Annotated in this window: 17 protein-coding genes and 3 pseudogenes; 8 read left to right on the top strand and 12 right to left on the bottom strand. The window is 62.2% G+C overall.

The features are described from left to right. Positions 1-24: 24 nt before the first annotated feature. The gene (locus ACFXS9_RS09730; protein WP_392688022.1) at positions 25-1,236 is read right to left on the bottom strand and encodes an MFS transporter; all 1,212 of its coding nucleotides are present in this window, start codon (positions 1,234-1,236) and stop codon (positions 25-27) included. A 185-nt stretch (positions 1,237-1,421) separates the two neighbouring features. Here ACFXS9_RS09730 and ACFXS9_RS09725 point away from each other — a divergent pair, with 185 nt between their 5' ends. Continuing rightward, positions 1,422-2,345, top strand: coding sequence for an arginase family protein (locus ACFXS9_RS09725; RefSeq protein WP_392688019.1), 924 nt, complete (start codon positions 1,422-1,424; stop codon positions 2,343-2,345). Positions 2,346-2,403: 58 nt separating this feature from the next. Here the strand turns inward: ACFXS9_RS09725 and ACFXS9_RS09720 are convergent, their stop codons facing one another. The 6 genes from ACFXS9_RS09720 to ACFXS9_RS09695 all read right to left on the bottom strand — a co-directional run bounded on the left by ACFXS9_RS09720 (position 2,404) and on the right by ACFXS9_RS09695 (position 5,965). Then, positions 2,404-3,462: a carotenoid oxygenase family protein gene (locus ACFXS9_RS09720; protein ID WP_392688017.1), complete on the bottom strand. Its 1,059-nt coding sequence runs from the start codon at positions 3,460-3,462 to the stop codon at positions 2,404-2,406. 46 nt (positions 3,463-3,508) lie between these two features. Further along, positions 3,509-3,853 (bottom strand): carotenoid oxygenase family protein, encoded by a 345-nt coding sequence (locus ACFXS9_RS09715; protein ID WP_392688014.1) that lies wholly within the window; start codon positions 3,851-3,853, stop codon positions 3,509-3,511. A 114-nt stretch (positions 3,854-3,967) separates the two neighbouring features. Then, a complete protein-coding gene (locus tag ACFXS9_RS09710) occupies positions 3,968-4,324 on the bottom strand; it encodes an Atu4866 domain-containing protein (RefSeq protein WP_392688011.1) in 357 nt (118 codons plus the stop codon). A gap of 31 nt (positions 4,325-4,355) precedes the next feature. Continuing rightward, positions 4,356-4,871, bottom strand: coding sequence for a nuclear transport factor 2 family protein (locus ACFXS9_RS09705; RefSeq protein ID WP_392688009.1), 516 nt, complete (start codon positions 4,869-4,871; stop codon positions 4,356-4,358). Positions 4,872-4,903: 32 nt separating this feature from the next. Further along, the gene (locus ACFXS9_RS09700) at positions 4,904-5,092 is read right to left on the bottom strand and encodes a hypothetical protein (RefSeq protein ID WP_392688006.1); all 189 of its coding nucleotides are present in this window, start codon (positions 5,090-5,092) and stop codon (positions 4,904-4,906) included. A gap of 33 nt (positions 5,093-5,125) precedes the next feature. Continuing rightward, positions 5,126-5,965 carry an aldo/keto reductase gene (locus ACFXS9_RS09695; RefSeq protein WP_392688003.1) on the bottom strand — a complete coding sequence of 280 codons (840 nt, stop codon included), beginning with the start codon at positions 5,963-5,965 and terminating at the stop codon, positions 5,126-5,128. 99 nt (positions 5,966-6,064) lie between these two features. Here ACFXS9_RS09695 and ACFXS9_RS09690 point away from each other — a divergent pair. From ACFXS9_RS09690 to ACFXS9_RS09680, 3 genes and pseudogenes are all read left to right on the top strand, one after another. Next, positions 6,065-6,953 (top strand): annotated as a pseudogene (locus ACFXS9_RS09690) (LysR family transcriptional regulator). 50 nt (positions 6,954-7,003) lie between these two features. Next, the gene (locus ACFXS9_RS09685) at positions 7,004-7,438 is read left to right on the top strand and encodes an antitoxin Xre/MbcA/ParS toxin-binding domain-containing protein (RefSeq protein WP_028346575.1); all 435 of its coding nucleotides are present in this window, start codon (positions 7,004-7,006) and stop codon (positions 7,436-7,438) included. Between the two features lie 2 nt (positions 7,439-7,440). Beyond that, on the top strand, positions 7,441-7,917 hold the full coding sequence (locus tag ACFXS9_RS09680) for an RES family NAD+ phosphorylase (RefSeq protein WP_392687999.1): 477 nt from the start codon (positions 7,441-7,443) through the stop codon (positions 7,915-7,917). A gap of 268 nt (positions 7,918-8,185) precedes the next feature. On the opposite strand, the gene ACFXS9_RS09675 is transcribed toward ACFXS9_RS09680, so the two are convergent. After that, complete coding sequence (locus tag ACFXS9_RS09675; RefSeq protein WP_392687997.1) at positions 8,186-11,488, bottom strand: SNF2-related protein; 3,303 nt, start codon at positions 11,486-11,488, stop codon at positions 8,186-8,188. Between the two features lie 274 nt (positions 11,489-11,762). Continuing rightward, positions 11,763-12,238, bottom strand: a pseudogene (locus ACFXS9_RS09670) (VOC family protein). Between the two features lie 196 nt (positions 12,239-12,434). Between ACFXS9_RS09670 and ACFXS9_RS09665 the strand changes: the two are divergent. Continuing rightward, positions 12,435-12,785 carry a hypothetical protein gene (locus ACFXS9_RS09665; protein WP_392687995.1) on the top strand — a complete coding sequence of 117 codons (351 nt, stop codon included), beginning with the start codon at positions 12,435-12,437 and terminating at the stop codon, positions 12,783-12,785. Positions 12,786-13,322: 537 nt separating this feature from the next. Here the strand turns inward: ACFXS9_RS09665 and ACFXS9_RS09660 are convergent. Next, complete coding sequence (locus tag ACFXS9_RS09660; RefSeq protein ID WP_392687993.1) at positions 13,323-14,219, bottom strand: LysR family transcriptional regulator; 897 nt, start codon at positions 14,217-14,219, stop codon at positions 13,323-13,325. Positions 14,220-14,307: 88 nt separating this feature from the next. Between ACFXS9_RS09660 and ACFXS9_RS09655 the strand changes: the two genes are divergently transcribed. The 3 genes from ACFXS9_RS09655 (at position 14,308) to ACFXS9_RS09645 (ending at position 16,059) form a co-directional block, all read left to right on the top strand. Further along, entirely contained in the window at positions 14,308-14,436 is a 129-nt protein-coding gene (locus ACFXS9_RS09655) for a hypothetical protein (RefSeq protein ID WP_392687990.1), read from the top strand. A gap of 72 nt (positions 14,437-14,508) precedes the next feature. Beyond that, positions 14,509-15,243, top strand: a complete 735-nt coding sequence (locus ACFXS9_RS09650) for an SDR family NAD(P)-dependent oxidoreductase (RefSeq protein ID WP_392687987.1) — start codon at positions 14,509-14,511, stop codon at positions 15,241-15,243. 216 nt (positions 15,244-15,459) lie between these two features. Further along, the gene (locus ACFXS9_RS09645) at positions 15,460-16,059 is read left to right on the top strand and encodes an NADPH-dependent F420 reductase (protein ID WP_392687984.1); all 600 of its coding nucleotides are present in this window, start codon (positions 15,460-15,462) and stop codon (positions 16,057-16,059) included. 147 nt (positions 16,060-16,206) lie between these two features. On the opposite strand, the pseudogene ACFXS9_RS09640 reads toward ACFXS9_RS09645, so the two are convergent. Next, positions 16,207-16,369 (bottom strand): annotated as a pseudogene (locus tag ACFXS9_RS09640) (GMP synthase (glutamine-hydrolyzing)); the annotation flags it as partial. A 20-nt stretch (positions 16,370-16,389) separates the two neighbouring features. Beyond that, positions 16,390-17,205 (bottom strand): DUF3313 domain-containing protein, encoded by an 816-nt coding sequence (locus tag ACFXS9_RS09635; protein ID WP_392687981.1) that lies wholly within the window; start codon positions 17,203-17,205, stop codon positions 16,390-16,392. Positions 17,206-17,220 lie beyond the last annotated feature (15 nt).

Raw genomic sequence — 17,220 nt, 5'->3', positions numbered from 1 at the left:
CCGCTATTCCGCCCTGCCCTGCCTCTACGCCGGGACCGGCACGGGCCGTGCCACCATCATCGGCCGAAACGTCATCATGATCAGGAACGCACCGAGTCCCATGATCCACGAGCCGATATAGAGCCAGGCGTAACTGGCAAACGTGTCGTAGATCAAACCGCCGGCCAGTGGTCCGGTCGCCATGCCGAGGCTGCCGGCCATCGCGGTGCCGCCGATTACGGTGCCCATCATCCGCAGCGGGAAGTTTTCGCGCACGAGCACGGCATAGAGCGGCATGGTGCCGGCATAGAGGAAGCCGAACAGCGCGGCGACCGCATAGAACGCGGCGAGATCGCGCACGAAGACATAACCGAGTGCGCCGAACGCCTGCGCCAGCAAGCCAAAGACGAGCACGCGCTTGGCACCAAAACGATCGCCGAGCAGGCCGAAGGCGATACGGCCGCCCATCCCCGCCAGGCCCTCGATGCTGTAGATGGTGACGGCGGCGATCATCGGGATGCCGCAACTGATGGCGTAGCTCACGGTATGGATGATCGGGCCCGAATGGGTGGCGCAACAGAAGAAATTCGTCAGCAGCAGGATGATGAATTGCGGCGAGCGCAGCGCCTGCGCCAGCGTCATCTCCGGTTCCGCCGGCGCGCTCGATGGCGCGGACTCCCCGCTCTCGAGCGCCGGCGCGCGGCGCACCAGCAACGAAACCGGGATCATGATCGCGGCGACGACGAGCGCCACGATCTGCATCGAGGTGCGCCAGTCATGGTTCGAGACCAGCCAGGCGGCGAGCGGCGACATCGTCATCGGCGCCATCCCCATGCCGGCGGAGACCAGCGACACTGCCAGGCTGCGATGGGTATCGAACCAACCGGTCACGCAAGCCATCATCGGCGCGAAGATCGCAGCCGTGGCGCCGCCGACCATCAGCCCGAAGACGAATTGAAACACGACCAGTGAGGTCGCAAGGCTCGCCAGCCCCAGGCTTGCCGCGAGCACGACCGAACCGGTCAGCACCACCGGCAGCGGCCCCAGCCGGTCGGACAGGTTGCCCCAGATCATGCTGGTGAAGGCCATCGCGAGAAAGCCGATCGTCATCGCGCTGGATACGCCGGTCACCGACCAGCCGGTATCCCGCGCGATCGGTTGCAAAAATACCGGCAACGAAAACATGCCCCCGATCGCGACACAGCCAAGCAGGCCCCCGGCCGCGACGATTACCCAGCGATAGTGCGAATTGGTCATTCCTGATCTCCTGACAGCCTCTTCGGCTGGAAGACGAACGGAATGGGCCGGAGCCGACACGCCGAGGACCGCTGCAGCTCACTTTTTTGCGAGCGAGGTGGATTCGTTCTGCTGATACATCGGGGCTTCCATATCTTACCGCTTATGAAGCTACGCCCCAGCTCAAGCCGTCCGGAGAAGGCAGCGTGCGAGCTACGAGCAACCGCCTGACCGTTATTGGAGCCCCGACAAGCGCCGGGGCATATGCCCCTGGGCAGGAGAAAGCCCCCGAAGCATTTCGGCGCCATGGATTGATTCCCGCCCTGGCGCGGGTCGGATGGCAAGTTCGCGATATGGGCGACATTCCCTATTTTCGTTGGCGTCCGGATCCCGGCAATCCGAATTCGATGAACCTGGGAGCCGTGCGTGAAGCCGCGAGAGCCGTCTCCCAGCACGTCGCGCGCGCCATGGCGGATGGCGAGGCGGTTCTCATCCTGGGAGGTGACTGCACCATCGAGCTAGGCGTCGTTGCCGGCGCGCTGATCGACAACGCTTCGGTTGGATTGATCTATATCGATGGTGACGCAGATCTCAACGTGCCAGAAACCGCCGAAGGTTCACTTGACTGGACTGGTATCGCCCACATGCTTGACCTGCCCGGCGCGCTTCCTGATCTGAGCGGTCTCGCATCGCGACGGCCAATGCTTCGTCCCTCCGAGGTGCTGCTATTCGGCGCTCATGAGGTCACAGCGCCCGAGTCAAGAACGATCGCCAGCAATGACATTAGGCACATTGTTCTGGCTGACATCAAAGCAGACCCGGCGTCTGCAGCCGAACAAGCAAGGGCATGGGGACGCCGGTTTGATCGTCTGCTCGTTCATATCGACATTGATGTGCTTGCGTTCACGTCGTTTCCGATTGCCGAGAACGTCCGCTACGGAGCGCGCGGCACCGGTCTCGAGTTGGAGGAGCTTGGCAACATACTTGATATCCTCCTGACTGCACCGAACTGGCGCGCGCTTACCATAGCCGAATTGAATCCAGATCACGCACCTGATGAGACCGCCGCATTTGGCAACCTCATTGCCATGCTGACGCAGGCACTCGCACCCCTTGCCGCCGATAGGTAGGAACCGCGCGATCGGAGTATGTGCCAGGCCGCCGCCTGTATCCGTGACCTGAGCTTTCTCAGCGGTGAGCATTTCGCAAGGTCAATCCACCATCGCTGGTCGGGAAGAAATTGCCGTGGAAGCCAAAAGGGATTTGATGGGGGCATTCCGCCCGAGCGATCTCGATCATGCGAGTTGCATCGAGAACAAGGAGAAACGACCTGTCGTTCCGTCCGTCCAGAACGACCGAAAGCAACACGCCCTCAGCTTCGTTGCCAGCGTCCGGGGCGGCGACGAACACGGGCTCTCCCGGATAGCATCCGGATTCTGCCCACACAGCGCACTCGCCCGTCTCCACGTCGATCCGGACAAGGCTGTCGAGGAAATTCCCCGGCTGTCGATTTCCCGTGCCCCAGACCACACGGTAGGACGCTCCAGCGACCCTGCCATAGTCGACCCGAGGCAGCTCGATTGCCGTGGTGGTGATCTGATGCTTCTGCGCGGCGCAATTTGCGGTGCCGAGCGGAACGACATAACGCGAGAGCGAGCCCACCGCGTCGACCGGCTTGCCGGCGCGCAGACGCGAGAGGTAGAGCTGATCGATGATACCGGCGTCGGGGTAAGTGACGAGGTCGAGCACGAGCTCGCCGCCCCGCTCATAAGCGTTGACATGATGAAACGCGAAGACTGCTTCGGCTTCCGCAGTGGCGATCCGTCGGCCACTGTCCTTCTCGACGACCTGGAAGCGCAGTCCGCGCTCCGGTTGCCACCGATAGTTCTTGATGAACGGTTCGCCGCTCAGGAGCAACTGCAAAGGGCTGACCACCAGCGGAAACTCCGCCAGGACGAGATAGCGCCTGGTCATCGCGAAACTATGCATGTACGCGGGCCGATCCACCGGTAAATCGGCGATCGTGGTTTCAGCGCCGTCTTCATCCGCCACGCGAAACAGCCGGTATCGACTTCGCCGGCCGAATTCCACCACATAGCTGAACTGGCAGCGGCGGGTGGCGTCATGGTGCGGATGAGCAATCGAGATCTGGCCGCCGAGCTGCTTGCCGTATTCGTAATGTCCCAATGTTTGCAGAGTTTCGGAATCGAACCGCACCGGCAGTGTCGTTTCGGTGAGCGCCACCAACGATCCGCCAAGAGCGTTGACGCTGACGTTGCAATTGTCGGTCGGCTTATCGAAAAAATCTGGAGAGCACTCTGCCGAACAGCGTCCGACAGGGGTCGCTCGCGAACTCGCCGCGGCTCAAACGTCCGGACCGCCGCTGTTCCCGATAGTTCGCCGAACGGATGAACCGGTTCGCATAGGAGACCTTGCCGTCGACGAAGGCAAACCGGTGCAGCATGGCGAGCCCGTCGAACCAGTGGTTCACGGTTTGCTTGCCGAGATCGAATTTCGCCGGCGCAGTACGTAGCAACGCGCCCGACAGCCACGTCGGTACGGTGCCGATGACGGGAAGGCTCTCGACCGCAACCTCGCGGTCGAGATCAGCAAAGCCTTTGACAAACATGGCGGTCATGGCGATATCCGGGTCCACCGGCTAACGTACAGGCGCGCGATTTGGTCCCGCGCTCGACCAATTGCTGCCGAGAAAGATTTAGAGCTGCGGCGACTCCATTCGAGGCAAACGATACTACTGGCGGCGAAAGATCATCCCGCCGTGATGGAGGGTATCGTTGTCGACGAACTTGCCGTCAGCGGTAAAGCCGGTGTCATCCCAATAGTCGATGTGATCGCCCTTGATCTCGTAGCGCCCTTGATAGGCGCTCTTGCGTGTGCCGCGAGCTTCGTCGTAGCGGCCGTTCGGAAGAAGCTCATGGCGAATGTGGCCGCCATCGGTCACCCACATGCCAACATAGGGATGCTGTGTCATTGCTTTCTCCATGGACTGCTGTTCGGGTTTGCTGGCTGGTGCGGCCTCGCCGGAAGCGACAGCCCCCGATAGTCCGAGGACACAAAGGGATCCCACGATCAGCGCACGACAGGTCATCTCGTTTTCCTCCAAATGATCGGCCGACGTCTTACTGCTGAGGCGCGGGAATGCGCCGCAGGACATCTTCGTACGGAGCGAGGTCGAGATAGGCCGTCACATCAGTTGCTTTTCCGTCGTGCATGCGGAAGATCCAGGCATAGCTGTTGCTGTAGCCCCTGCCGTCGCGGGCGACCCCACTCCCCTCCCAGTGAGCGATCACATGATCGCCATCGGCAAAGATCCGCACGGCTGTTGGGAGGACGGGCCTGGACAATCTCGCCGCGAATGGGCGGATAGCTCGCTCCAGAAAGGCGTCACGTCCCTTGAACTCCCCGGCGCCTGGACTCGATCCTTTGATCCTCCAGATGACATTCTCGGCGAGCAAGTCGTTGAAGAAGGACGTTCCGCCCGCCGCCCAGCGATGAAAGGCTTCGGTGACCACTCGCTTGTTATCATCTTCCGCCGTGCTCGTCTGACCACAGGGGGCAGCCGTGGTCAGGCTGGAAGCGGTGAACATTGCGGCGCACAGGCACCATGCGAGTGCGCGAGTTGCCAAGGCTCTCATAAATATCTCCTTTGCTGCTGCAATTCCTTCTCTCAATTCCGCAGGGCGACTGACGCGCCGCCGAAGATGAGCTGCTGAACCACGGGACGGCCCGCGAAGCGGATGGGAAAGATCGGGTCGGGCGCACTCGCCTGATTGAGGCGATCGAGATGCGCAGGCGACAGTACGACCCCGAGGGCACCGAGATTGTCCTCTGCCTGGGCAACTGTGCGCGCACCCATGACAGGCGACGTGACGGCAGGGTTCGCAAGCGTTCAAGCGATCGCCACCTGCGACGCGCTCGCGCCGACTTCCTCGGCCACAGCACGGACCACATCGGCGATTTCGATGGACCGCTCATTGAGGTGACCGGACGACGCAATGACGCCCTTGCGCGTCGGCGAGATGCTTGCGTCGCGCGAGTCCGCAATATCCGAACGCGCGTACTTGCCGGTCAACACGCCACCGCCGAGCGGCGACCAGGGCAGCACGCCCATGCCGAGCGCTTCTGCCATCGGAATGAGTTCATGCTCGACCGTGCGCTCGACCAGGCTGTATTCGATCTGCAGTGCCACGAAAGGTGACCAGCCGCGGAGATCGGCGATCGTCTGCATCTGGGAGACACGCCAGGCCGGCGCATTGCAGATGCCGATGTAGTGGATCTTGCCTGATCGCACCAGATCGTCGAGCCCGCGCATCACCTCATCGCACTGCGTGGTCATGTCCCAGCCGTGCAGGTAGAACAGGTCAATGCGGTCGGTGTTGAGCTGCCACAGGCTCTGCTCCACCGAGCGCAGCATATTGAGCCGGTGGTTGCCTCCCGAGTTCGCGTTGCCCGGTTCGCGCGCCATGGTGAATTTGGTCGCGAGCACGATACGGTCGCGCTTGTCCTTGATGAACTCGCCGACGATGCGCTCGGAGGCACCGTCAGTGTAGTTGACGGCGGTATCGACGAAGTTGCCACCGCGATCGGCGTAAAGATCGAAGATCCGACGCGCCTCGCCCGCATCGGCGCCCCAGCCCCAGTCCGGACCAAAGGTCATCGTGCCGAGCGCGATTGGGGATACCCGCAATCCGGACCGTCCCAGCAGACGGTAATGATCCAGAGACGTCATCGTCGGTGCCCTCCAACTTCTGTCGAGACGCACATACGACAAGGCTATCGGTGAAACAATTTGCTCAATCATGACCGGCTTGGTAAGATTGGCTAACCAATGACGACAGACCTGAACCTCGTTTCGGTTTTCCTGGCGGTCGCTGAAGCGAAAAGCTTTCGCAGTGCTGCCGAACGGCTGGGCGTGACGCGTTCGGCGGTGAGCCAGGCGATCCGGCGAATGGAAGACCGGATGGGCGTGGCGCTCGTGCAGCGGACAACGCGCAGCGTCAGCCTCACCGAGGCCGGCGTGCGACTGCACCAGCGCGTCGCGCCAGCCATTGCCGAAGTCGAGCTCGCCCTTGACACCGCGCGGGATCGCGACGCCAAGCCGACAGGACAGCTAAGGCTCGCGGTATCCTCGATCGCCGAGCGCTTCATCTGCGGGCCTCTGCTTGCGGGTTTTACGCAAGCCTATCCAGCCGTGCAGATCGACATCACCGTCACCGACGAGGAGTTTGATATCGTCGCCGAGGGTTATGATGCCGGCGTTCGTCTTGGCGAGGTGATCGAGCAGGACATGATCGCGGTGCCGGTTTCGGGCGACCAGCGCCAGATGGTCGTCGCTGCACCGTCGTATCTGGCGCGCTTTGGCGCGCCCACACCCGACCGAGCTTGCGCAGCACTGTTGCATCGGCTGGCGTCCGGCGCCCGACGTGGCGCCCTATCGCTGGGAGTTCGAAGAAGACGGCCGCGAGTTCGACGTTGCCGTCAATCCCAGGATCACGACGAATGACATGTGGGTCATGGTACGGACCGCTTGCGCCGGCGGCGGCCTGACGTTCGGCATGGAGGAGACGTTCAGGCCCTACATCGAGCGCGGCGAGCTGGTGCCGCTGCTGGAGCAGTATTGCCCGCCCTTTCAGGGCTTCTTTCTCTATTTCGCGGACCGACGAAATCTGCCGCCAAAGCTGCGCGCGCTGATTGACCACGTGCGATATCGGCCTTGACTATGTCTCATCTGAGGCATACTTTTGTCTCATCTGATTTTGAGGTTCCCGTGAGCCATCTAGCCGCGATCCTGGCCGGTCTGCTCGGCGTCAGGCCGAAGAACACAGAGACGACGCTTACCCTCGCCCGTTCCGTGGAGAAGGGCCTGCCGGTATCGGCGTTGGATAAATTCGCCGGCCGCGTATCCCCGCAGGACGTCCGTCACTTCACCTATCGCGTGGTGCCGAAGCCGACGCTGGAACGGCGCCGCAAGGAAAAGCAGCATCTCACGACCGAAGAGAGCGACCGGCTCGCGCGTGTCGCAAAAGTGTTCGCCTTCGGCCTCGAAGTGTTTCGCGACGAGGCCAAGGTGCGCGATTTTCTCAACCGGCCGCACCCGATGCTTGAAGACAAGACCCCGCTCGAACTGGCCTTGGCAACCGGCCCCGGGGCGGACGCCGTCGTCAACCTGCTGGGGCGTACAGCCTATAGCGGCGGCGTCTAGGCGTGCCGAAGAGCGATCGTGTCCTGACATGCTATCGCATCGGGGACCCAGACGGCGCCTACCCCGTGTACGATGCCGAGGGATCGCGCCTCTACCCGGGTCGGTGGAATACGCGTACCAGCCCGATGATCTACGCATCCGAGCACTATTCCACCGCCATGCTCGAAAAGCTGGTGCATGCCAATCTGGTGATGCCCGCCAACCAGCACTTCATCGAGATCAAGATACCAAACGGCGTGTCGTATGAAGTTTTCCAAACTGCGGCGCATCCCGGCTGGGACTCGCGAAACGAGACCATCTGCAAGGTCTTCGGCCAGAAATGGTGCGAGGAGAAACGTTCGGCGCTCCTGATCGTCCCCTCAATCCCGGCGCGGCTGGAGCGCAACTTTCTGATCAACCCGGCTCATCCGGAAGCCAAGAACATCACGCACACCCTGCCCGAGCCGGTGTGGTGGGATGAGCGGCTTTATGGGAGGTAGCGACCTCTGCTCCTTCGCCCTACGGGCTGTCGTTTCGTCAATGGAACGACACAACCCCTGGACAAACGCAGCCGGGCAAGATCAACCACCACGACGGCGGGCGTGGCGTCTACTTCAAGGAGAAGAACGGGCATCTTTTTGAAGTTATTACCCGCGAGTACGGCAGCGGCGGCTGGAATCCCTGACGGCGCCTTCCGCGACCGTCTCCCTATCGATTTCGGACTCAATAGAGACGAGGCGAATGCACGCCAGCCTTCCGCCCACGCCCTCAATCCTCGAACAATGCCCGCACGTCCTCCTCCGTGAGGGCTGAAGCGATCCGTCCGTCGCGATCGAACAGGCTGTCGACCAAGGCACGCTTCCGTTCCTTGAGCTCTTCCATTTTCTCTTCGACGGTGCCGGCAGCCACCAGCCGGTAGACGAAAACCGCTTTGTCCTGCCCGATGCGGTGGGCACGATCGATCGCCTGTTCCTCGACGGCGGGATTCCACCAGGGGTCAAAGATGATAACGGTATCCGCCGCCGTCAGGTTGAGGCCGACGCCGCCGGCCTTCAGGCTGACCAGGAAAACGTCGTTCGTCCCGTTCTGAAAGCCGTCGATCGCGCGCTTGCGGTCCTTGGTCTCGCCAGTCAACACGCCATAGCGCACGCGTTCCGCGTCCAGGCGCTTTCGAACCAGATCGAGCATGGAGGTAAATTGCGAGAAGACGATGATCTTCCGGCCCTCGCTCAGCAACTCCAGCACCATTTCCATCAAGCGATCGAGCTTGGCCGACGGCCGCTCGACACCGTCGTCGAGCTTCAGCAGCAAGGGATCGCAACAGACCTGCCGCATTCTCAGCAACGCTTCAAGGACGACGATGTGGCTTTTGGCCAGGCCGCGCTGCTGGATTGCCTTGCGAACCTTTTCCGACATCGATAGGCGGATCGCGTCGTAGAGATCGCGCTGGCTCCCCTCCAGGACGATCCGCTCGACGATTACGCTCTTGGCAGGCAGCTCCGCCGCCACCTCCGTCTTGGTCCGGCGCAGCAGAAACGGCCTGACCCGCCGGGCCAGCGCGGCCGCACGGACCTTGTCGGCGCGCTTCTCGATCGGTGTGCGCCACTGACGGGAAAAGCCGGCCTTGTCGCCGAGAAAGCCGGGATTGGCGAAACTCATAATAGACCAGAGTTCGCCAAGATGATTTTCCATCGGCGTCCCCGTCAGACAGAAGCGGTGTCGCGCCTTGACGTCGCGCAGCCATCGGGTGGTCGCAGCGTCGGGATTCTTGATCGTTTGCGCTTCGTCCAGCACCGCCATGTGCCAATCGCGTGACAGCAGCACCTCCCGGTCGCGCGCGATCAGCGGATAGGTGGTCAGGACCACATCATGCTCGGGAATGCGCGCAAAACTGTGCTTGCGATCAGGACCATGCAGCACGAGGACTTTCAGGTCAGGCGCGAATTTCTGCGCTTCGTTGAACCAGTTGGTCATCAGGCTGGTCGGTGCGACGATCAGCGCCGGTTGTGTGATATGCCCGCGCGCCTTTTCCAGCGCAAGAAGGGCCAGGATCTGCACGGTCTTGCCCAGCCCCATATCGTCGGCGAGCACGCCGCCGAGATCGCTTTCACGGAGCAGATCGAGCCAGGCCACGCCTTGCGCCTGGTAGGGCCGTAGTCCAGCGCGAAAGCTCTCCGGCAGGCGCGGATCGCTCAAGCCATGGGCTTGAACCAGACTGGCGAGACGACGAAGATTGTCAGCGCCGCGGAAGGCGAACTTGTCGTTCTCGACCCCGAGCAGCGGCACGACGTCTGCACGTGACAGCTTCAACTTCCCCAAACCGTCTGGGGAAATCCCGCTCAGGTTCAGACCATGCAGCGCCAATATCAGCGGAAGGAAGCGATCGGCGGCCAACGAAACATAGCGACCGTCGGCAAGCGGCAGATAGAAATGATCGCCGCTTTCGGCGAGCTGTTTGATCAGATCGGGAGTGAAGTTGGGCGTGGACACCAGCGCAGCCAGCATCGGCGCAAGATCGCGCCGCTCACCGTCAATTTCGATTCCGAGCGCCAGTTCGAACCAGTCGATGCCGCTGGATTCCAGTTCTGCATCGAAGTCGCCCGATTCCGCCAGCCGATGGGGAAAGTCATCGTCGATATGGATCTCGAAACCCTGCGCCCGCAGTTCAGCCGCCTCGAAGTTGAGAAAATCGAGCCAGTCATAGGGCTCGTCGAGCGTCAGGTCACGGGCATGGCGGGGTTCGAGAAAGGGAAGCTTCGCCCTCGCCTCGACGAAACCGAGATCGGTCAGCCGTCTGCGCGCCTCCTTCTCCTTCGGCTGACGGCGCTTGATCGCGTAGACCTGTCCGGCATGAAATGCTTCGACGCGGCTCGCCCGTTCCGATAGGTCGATCTCGATCGGGCCGTAGCGGAAGCCGAGATGAGCGACTGCGACCGGGCCGCTGTTTGCCCGCGGGTCGCGGTAGTAGAACGACATCTCGTTCGTCCGCCCCCGTTGCAGGCGCAACACCGGGACCGGTTGCTCGTCGATCTGCACCGCGGCCGCAGGCGGCGCCGGCAACAGGTCGTGATGGCGTTCCGGCAGACGTTGGCTGAGACGACGCGATACTTCCATGACCTGGGCGCGCGGAATCTCCGGCGCCGACAATACCTGGCGGGCAAGCCGTGGCGGCAAGCTCAGTTCTACCGGTCCGATGGTCCCAGCGGACTCATCCACGTAGACCGGTGGCTCGGCATTGAGCGCGACCGTTCCTGGCACCAGCAGGCAGGGAGCAACACCGCGCTTGCTGGCCTGGCGCCATTCGATCCGACCTTCGCGCTTGTCTCCCCACCGCAGCGGCTGTCGCTTATGGTCGAGCCAATAGGCGCGGCCCGTCGCGACGATCCGCTGCAATAGCTCGCCCGAAAGCGGCCGCTTGCCGTAGTAAGCCCGGGACGTGGCCGAAACTTGACTTAGGATATCGATGTCGCTGTCGCGGTAATATTTCGGTGCGCGCTCGGGCGCAAAATCGGTCACGTTGGGTTGGGAGTAGTTGCCGCCGAATTCGCCGCCTTTCAGCACCCTTACGGAGAGCAGCGATACGGCGAGAAGTGGGGTCTGTCCCGCCTCGTGGGCGGGATACAGACGATAAAGCAGCCGCTGGTTCAGTTCGGCGGGATAATCGTCGCCGCGCACCGCGTTGCCGACATTCTCAAGCCAGCTATTGACTTCGTAGCCTAGCACGGGCGGCAGGTGTGCCGCACCTTGCTCGGTCGCCGTGGAGCCGACCGATAACGGCTTCCCACTGGTGGCTTCGAGCAGGGTTGCTGCCACATGCTTGCAGTTGAAGGACATCGGACAGCTACATTCGCCGTCGAGGTCCGTGAGCCGATCGTCACTGAATTCAAGTTGAATATCGACGCGATATTCGTTCGATCCGCTTCCACGCACCTTGGCACGAAGGTGCGTCAGGTCTTCGCTGACTTCCAGGCCCTTGACGCGCCCTTGCGCTTGATAGACGTGCGCTTTCTCGAAAGCCGAACGGCTGAAGTAGTCATACAAGTCCTTGCGCTTCAGCAGGTTCGAAAGCACGCAATGAAATTCCACGACACGAGCGATTGGCTACATAAGGGGATGATCTGACGTGAGCAAGCTCATAAGCCCTAGTCACACTCGATCGTCCCCGGCGGTTCAACGTCATACCCGGCCCGTTCACACCCCTTGGTTGACTTGTCAATCCTACAAGAACCACCAGTCCTGCGCTATCAATTCTGCGGCGAGCACCCGATATGAGCCCACGCCCTGGTCGGTCGGTTTGCCGGGCCGCCGTCCGAAATTTGAAAGTGCTCGCGATTTCTTGCAGCCATCACCCCGCCGCCGCCCGTTCGATCTCCGCGATATCGATCTTCTTCATCGTCATCATTCTGTCCATCGCGCGTCTGGCGGCGTCGCGATCGGGTCCGTTGAAAAGCTCGAGCAACCGCTTGGGCGCGATCTGCCAGGAAAAACCCCAACGGTCCTTGCACCAACCGCAAGGCCTTTTCTCGCCTCCATTGGTGATGATGGCATTCCAATAGCGGTCGGTATCCTGCTGGCTATCGGTCTGGACCATGAAGCTCACCGCCTCGTTCGGCGTGTAGTTGGGTCCGCCGTTTCAGCCCCAGGAAGCGCCGGCCGAGCACGGTGAACTCGACCGTCAGTTCGTCGCTCTGCCCCACGCCCGGCTTGGCGGATGCATGGCCCGGCGCCGACATGGCTATCGGGACAGGTCGCGGCGTAAAACTCCGCCGCCTCTCGCGCTCTGCCCTGATCGAACCACAGGCACGTTACGAGCTCGGCCATCGCAATCTCCTGTCAAGAACTCGCGCCGGCCCCTGGCTTCGAGGCTAGCGCCCGGGCATTCACGCCACCGGCGAAGCGAGCGTCCCCCGCATTAAGCTTACGCCTTAACCAATAATTAATTATGGCTTTGCGGGCACGAAAGGCTCAGCTTAGCGTTTTGGCAATGCTGCTCAGTAACCTACGATGGGTGAGTGCCATGACCTATAGAACGACGTTCATTGCGTCTCTCAGTGCAGTCGCGCTTGTCCTTGCCGCGGGCGAGGCATTTGCCGATCCGGTCGTGGCGCGCGGCGCAGGCGTTGCGCCGTCGCGTCCGGCTTTCCCGGCATTCCCCAAATCGGGGCATCATCACCATCATCACCGGGGAGTAAGCGGCTTCTGGCCGGCCGGCGGCGTTGTCTATGGTCTGTCGAATGAGGTCGACCGACCGGTTGTCGTGGAGACTCCGCCACTCAAAACATCGGACGATATCCGCTTCACGTGCGTGTACGATATTCCCTGGGATTACGTCCATCGATGTCCGCAGTTTAACACGCCTCGGCAGTAGTTTTGCGAGCGTAGTTTTGCGAGCGTATTGGCCGCGATAGCGAAGGTTATTTGCGAAGGCGACGTCCGACCTGGCGGAATGCCTATTCCGCTTGTGTCTGATCTACATTTCAAACAGCATGAGGGTGTGAGTCCGCATTCTCGCGGCGAGGAGCGCCCGAGCTTTGCGTCATCCAAAGACCCTCTGAATCATTAGAGGGCGCAGGGAAGACCGGGTGCTTGCTGCACCCGCGGTCTCGCGTGCGATTTGCGCAAACAAAACTGCACACGAGCATACAGGGCAGCGGGAGCATTCCGGCCTTCCCTGCGCAATGGCTTTACGGCTTACTTCGTGCTCTTCCCGGAGAACGGCTCTTTTGCCTCCGTCGTCAGCGGGACACTTCCCGCCGACTTAGCGCCAGCACCGCGGCCGGTGGTGTGGCCCTCGCGCCGCTTGCGATACGGCGCGTCATTCGCGGATTGAACGACATCGCTTCAAGCGATCGCAGCTCGGCTTCCGACCGGATTACGGCAAGCGTCGCCGGCGACCTGCCGCGCGTCAGTCGCGCGATATGCACAGCCCCGCGAGAAGCGGAGCGTACGCGGCGAGCCTGCGGGATACGAACTCCGCGAAGAGCCGCACGCGCTTCGTCTTGCGTGTCTCCCCCTGGGTGAGAAGCCAGAGCGTTCCGTACATGTGCAGGTCGGTACCCGGCACCCTCACCAGTAGGGGGTCGGCATCTCCGACGAAGCACGGCAGTGTCGTGATCCCAAGCCCTTGCCGTACCGCAACGAGTTGCGCCTCGGCGTCCGTGGTCCTGAACGGATCCCCCGTGGTGCGAACCTCACCCTCGCTGGCCCAATCCGGAATTCCATGAATGCTTATGACGATCCACCGGATGGGATCAGGCGCGCCCGCACGCCACGCGGCTAGTCGATCGCGGGACATGTAGACGCCGCCGAACAGCTCCGGTCCCTTCAGGCCGTGAAGATTGAGCGGCAGGGTTTTGCGGTCGTAGACGACGCGGATCGCCACGTCGGCCTCTCGGTTGGTCAGATTGGCGAGCTCGCCGGACGACAAGATTTCCATCTCGATGTCCGGATGCAGACGCGCGAAATCGGCGAAGTCCGGCATGAGCAGGTGTGTCGCGAGGGGCGGCGCCAGCGTCACCCGCAGAAGCCCGCGCACGCTCTGATCGCGCCCGAAGACGCGCGTCTCCAGCAGGTGCGACGACGCTTCCATCTGGTCCGCGAACTCGAGGACCTCCTCGCCCGCAGCCGTCAGGCGGTAGCCCGAAGGCAGCTTTTCGAACATGTGCACCCCGAGGCGTTCCTCGAGCTGGGCGATGCGTCGCAGCACGGTCGAGTGGTTCACACCGAGGCGCTCGGCGGCAGCCCGCACCGAGCCTCCGCGCGCGACGGCAAGAAAGTAGCGAACGTCATCCCAGTCGATCATGGTGCAATCCGGCACCGCCGGGTTTGCCTTCGAAAGCTCCAGTCCAACACCATCGAACATCCTCTCCAATGCTGGGTAGCACGGGCAGGTGATCACTGACTACGTCGACAAGCACGGCGCAATTCCGAACGGCGGGCGTCGATCGCGGCTGGCGTCGGTCGTCCAGCCGGATCGATTTCGCACCACCGATGTGCGCGCTTCCGCACTCAACGCCTGACGCCGACAGACCCATGGTGAGGGTCTCGGGGCGAACCCGAACAACCAAAGACGGAGCCTGAAAGGAAAAGTCATGGGTAAGCTGGACGGTAAGGTTGCAGTCATCACGGGTGGATCGAGCGGCATGGCGCTGGCGAGCGCCAGGCGGTTCGCTGAAGAAGGCGCCTATGTTTTCATCACGGGCCGAAGGCAGGAGGCGCTCGACGAGGCGGTCAAGCTGATTGGCCGGAACGTGACCGGCGTGCGCGGCGACGCGGCCAATCTCGACGACCTCGACCGTCTGTTCGACACGGTCAAGCGGGAAAAGGGCAGGATCGACGTCCTGTACGCGAGCGCCGGCATGGGCAAAGCCGTCCCACTGGGCGAGATTACCGAGCAGCATTTCGATGCGGCCTTCGGCCTGAATACGCGCGGCACGCTGTTTACGGTTCAGAAAGCCTTGCCGCTGTTCAACGATGGCGGATCGATCTTCATGACCGGGTCAGTTGCTTCGGTGAAAGGTTTTCCTGGTTACGGCGTGTATTCGGCGAGCAAGGCGGCGTTGCGCTCATTCGCACGCACTTGGCTCAACGAACTGAAGGGCAGGAATATCCGGGTGAACGTGCTGAGCCCGGGGCCGATCGCCACACCGATGCAGGACCAAGTTCTCACAGAGGAGGCGAAGCGGATGTTCGAATCTCTGATCCCGCGGGGAAAGATGGGTCGTCCTGAGGAAATTGCGGCGGTCGCGCTGTTTCTTGCTTCAGACGATTCAAGCTTCGTGAATGGGGTGGAGTTGTCTGTCGACGGCGGCTTCTCGGCCATCTGAAATCGCGCCCGATCGCCGGAAGTGGCTGACCGTCCGGCCACGCGGAAGTCGTTCACGGCAGGACGTCTACGCGTCAATTCAGGAATTCGAACCGATGACGCGCATCGCTTGCGGTGGCGGTCCGAAGATCTCGCGAAGGTCGCCATGCAGCGAAACGGATAACCCAGCGCCGTTGAAGGCCCGGGAATCAATATCAACACGGATCGGAGAAGCATTATGAGCTATGCGATTGTAGGATTCGGTGCGGTAGGCCAGGCCCTCGCCCGGGCCTTCGCCCGTAAGAACGTCAAGGTGGCCGTCGCGAGCCGCCGGCCGCCCGAGGCGTTGGCGCCGCAGGCTCGGGCGATCGGACCCACGGTCGTCGCCAAGTCGCTGCGGGACGCACTCGAGGCCGACACAATCATCTTGGCGGTCCCGTTCGGCGAGCATCGCGAGGTTGCGAAGGCCCTGCCGAGCTGGAAAGGCAAGACGGTCATCGACACGATGAACGCGTATCCTGTCCCTGAAGAGCTGGATGGCCTCCCGTCCTCCGCCTTCGTCGCGAAGGCGTTCACCGGCGCCGAGTTCGTGAAAGGTTTTAATCACCTGATTGCGGCCACCCTGGCTGCCGATCCGATCGTCGAGGGCGGCCACCGGGTCGTCTTCCTGTCGGGCGACGACGAGGACGCGACCGCTCCCGTGGCGGCCTTGGCCAAGCAACTCGGGTTCGCACCCGTCAAGCTGGGAAAGCTCAACGAAGGCGGCGCGCTGGTGCACGCACGCGGCCGCACTTGGGGCCAGCTCATCTTCCAGGATTTGTTCAAGAAGGAGCAGTAATCGGCGTATGGGCGCCGTTCGAAGAGCGGGGAGATGCCCGACGGAGCGGCAGATCTGCGGGTCGCTTAGAATCTATCGACTACTATCGGTAGCCTAGGATTCGCCCGAGTGTCCTCTGCTGTCCGATACTACTCCACGGTACTCCTCTCACTCCCACTCAATCGTCCCCGGCGGCTTGCTCGTCACGTCGTATACCCACCCGGTTCACACCCTTCACCTCGTTGATAATCCGCGTCGCGGTCTGGCCGAGGAAGCTCATGTCGAAGGGGTAGAAGTCGGCGGTCATGCCGTCGGTGGACCGGCAGCAGCGCCAGCACCGTCACCGTAATACTAATCGGTAACCGGCGCTTCCGACACTGCGTTCGCCGACGCGCCGCGGTCGGTCCAATCCGGCGGCAGCCCGATCCTCTCGCCGATCATACCGGGCAGTCCCGGCGCGCGCCCGAATGCTTCACAAATCGCCTCTTTCGGCGCACCACCGAGAGAGGCCTTCAGACTGCCGATGGATGGCGGCGCCGAGACCTTCCCGAACGGACTCTCGGCAGTAACAAGAAACTTCCCGAAATCGTCTCCGAAAGCACTGGCGAGATCATAGGCATCCCCGTCGCTCGATACGCGCGGAGCGCTGGTGAAGGAATTCGCTCCGCGCGCCCAGATCATGGCAGCCTTTTGGTTGCCGCTGCGATCACGGGCCTCGGCCTCGACAGACAGGCTCCCGAGTCCGATCGGAAGCCGCGGCACAGGGATGGGCACACCGGGAGCAACGATAGACGGTACAACGCTCGCGACCTTGGAGACGCCCGCGGCCGTCGCATCGGTCGGCGCAACGTGGGTAATGACCGCCCGGACACTCAGGTCCGCCGCTTCCGTCGGTGCTACAATTCGGAAGCGCTCGCTCAGCGCAAAACACATCGCTCTGTTTACCGCATTCTTGATCAGGCTGCGCTGCTGGTCCGAGAACGGCTCTCTTGCCGCGGCTACCGTGAATGCAGTTGGCTCGATACGCGCGGTCTTTGCGCCGAGAACATCAGCCTTGCTGACCCGAACCTGCGATTTGGTCAGAAGACCATCGGACGGTGTCAGATTGTCGTAGGAGGCCAGCGACCCGGACCGCTCCAGCGGTGCGGTCGCGCAACCGGCAGCCATCAAGCCTAGCGTCGG

The organism is Bradyrhizobium sp. RDI18 (genome assembly GCF_043203335.1).
GTDB lineage: Bacteria > Pseudomonadota > Alphaproteobacteria > Rhizobiales > Xanthobacteraceae > Bradyrhizobium > Bradyrhizobium retamae.
This window is presented reverse-complemented; position numbering and strand designations above follow the sequence as displayed.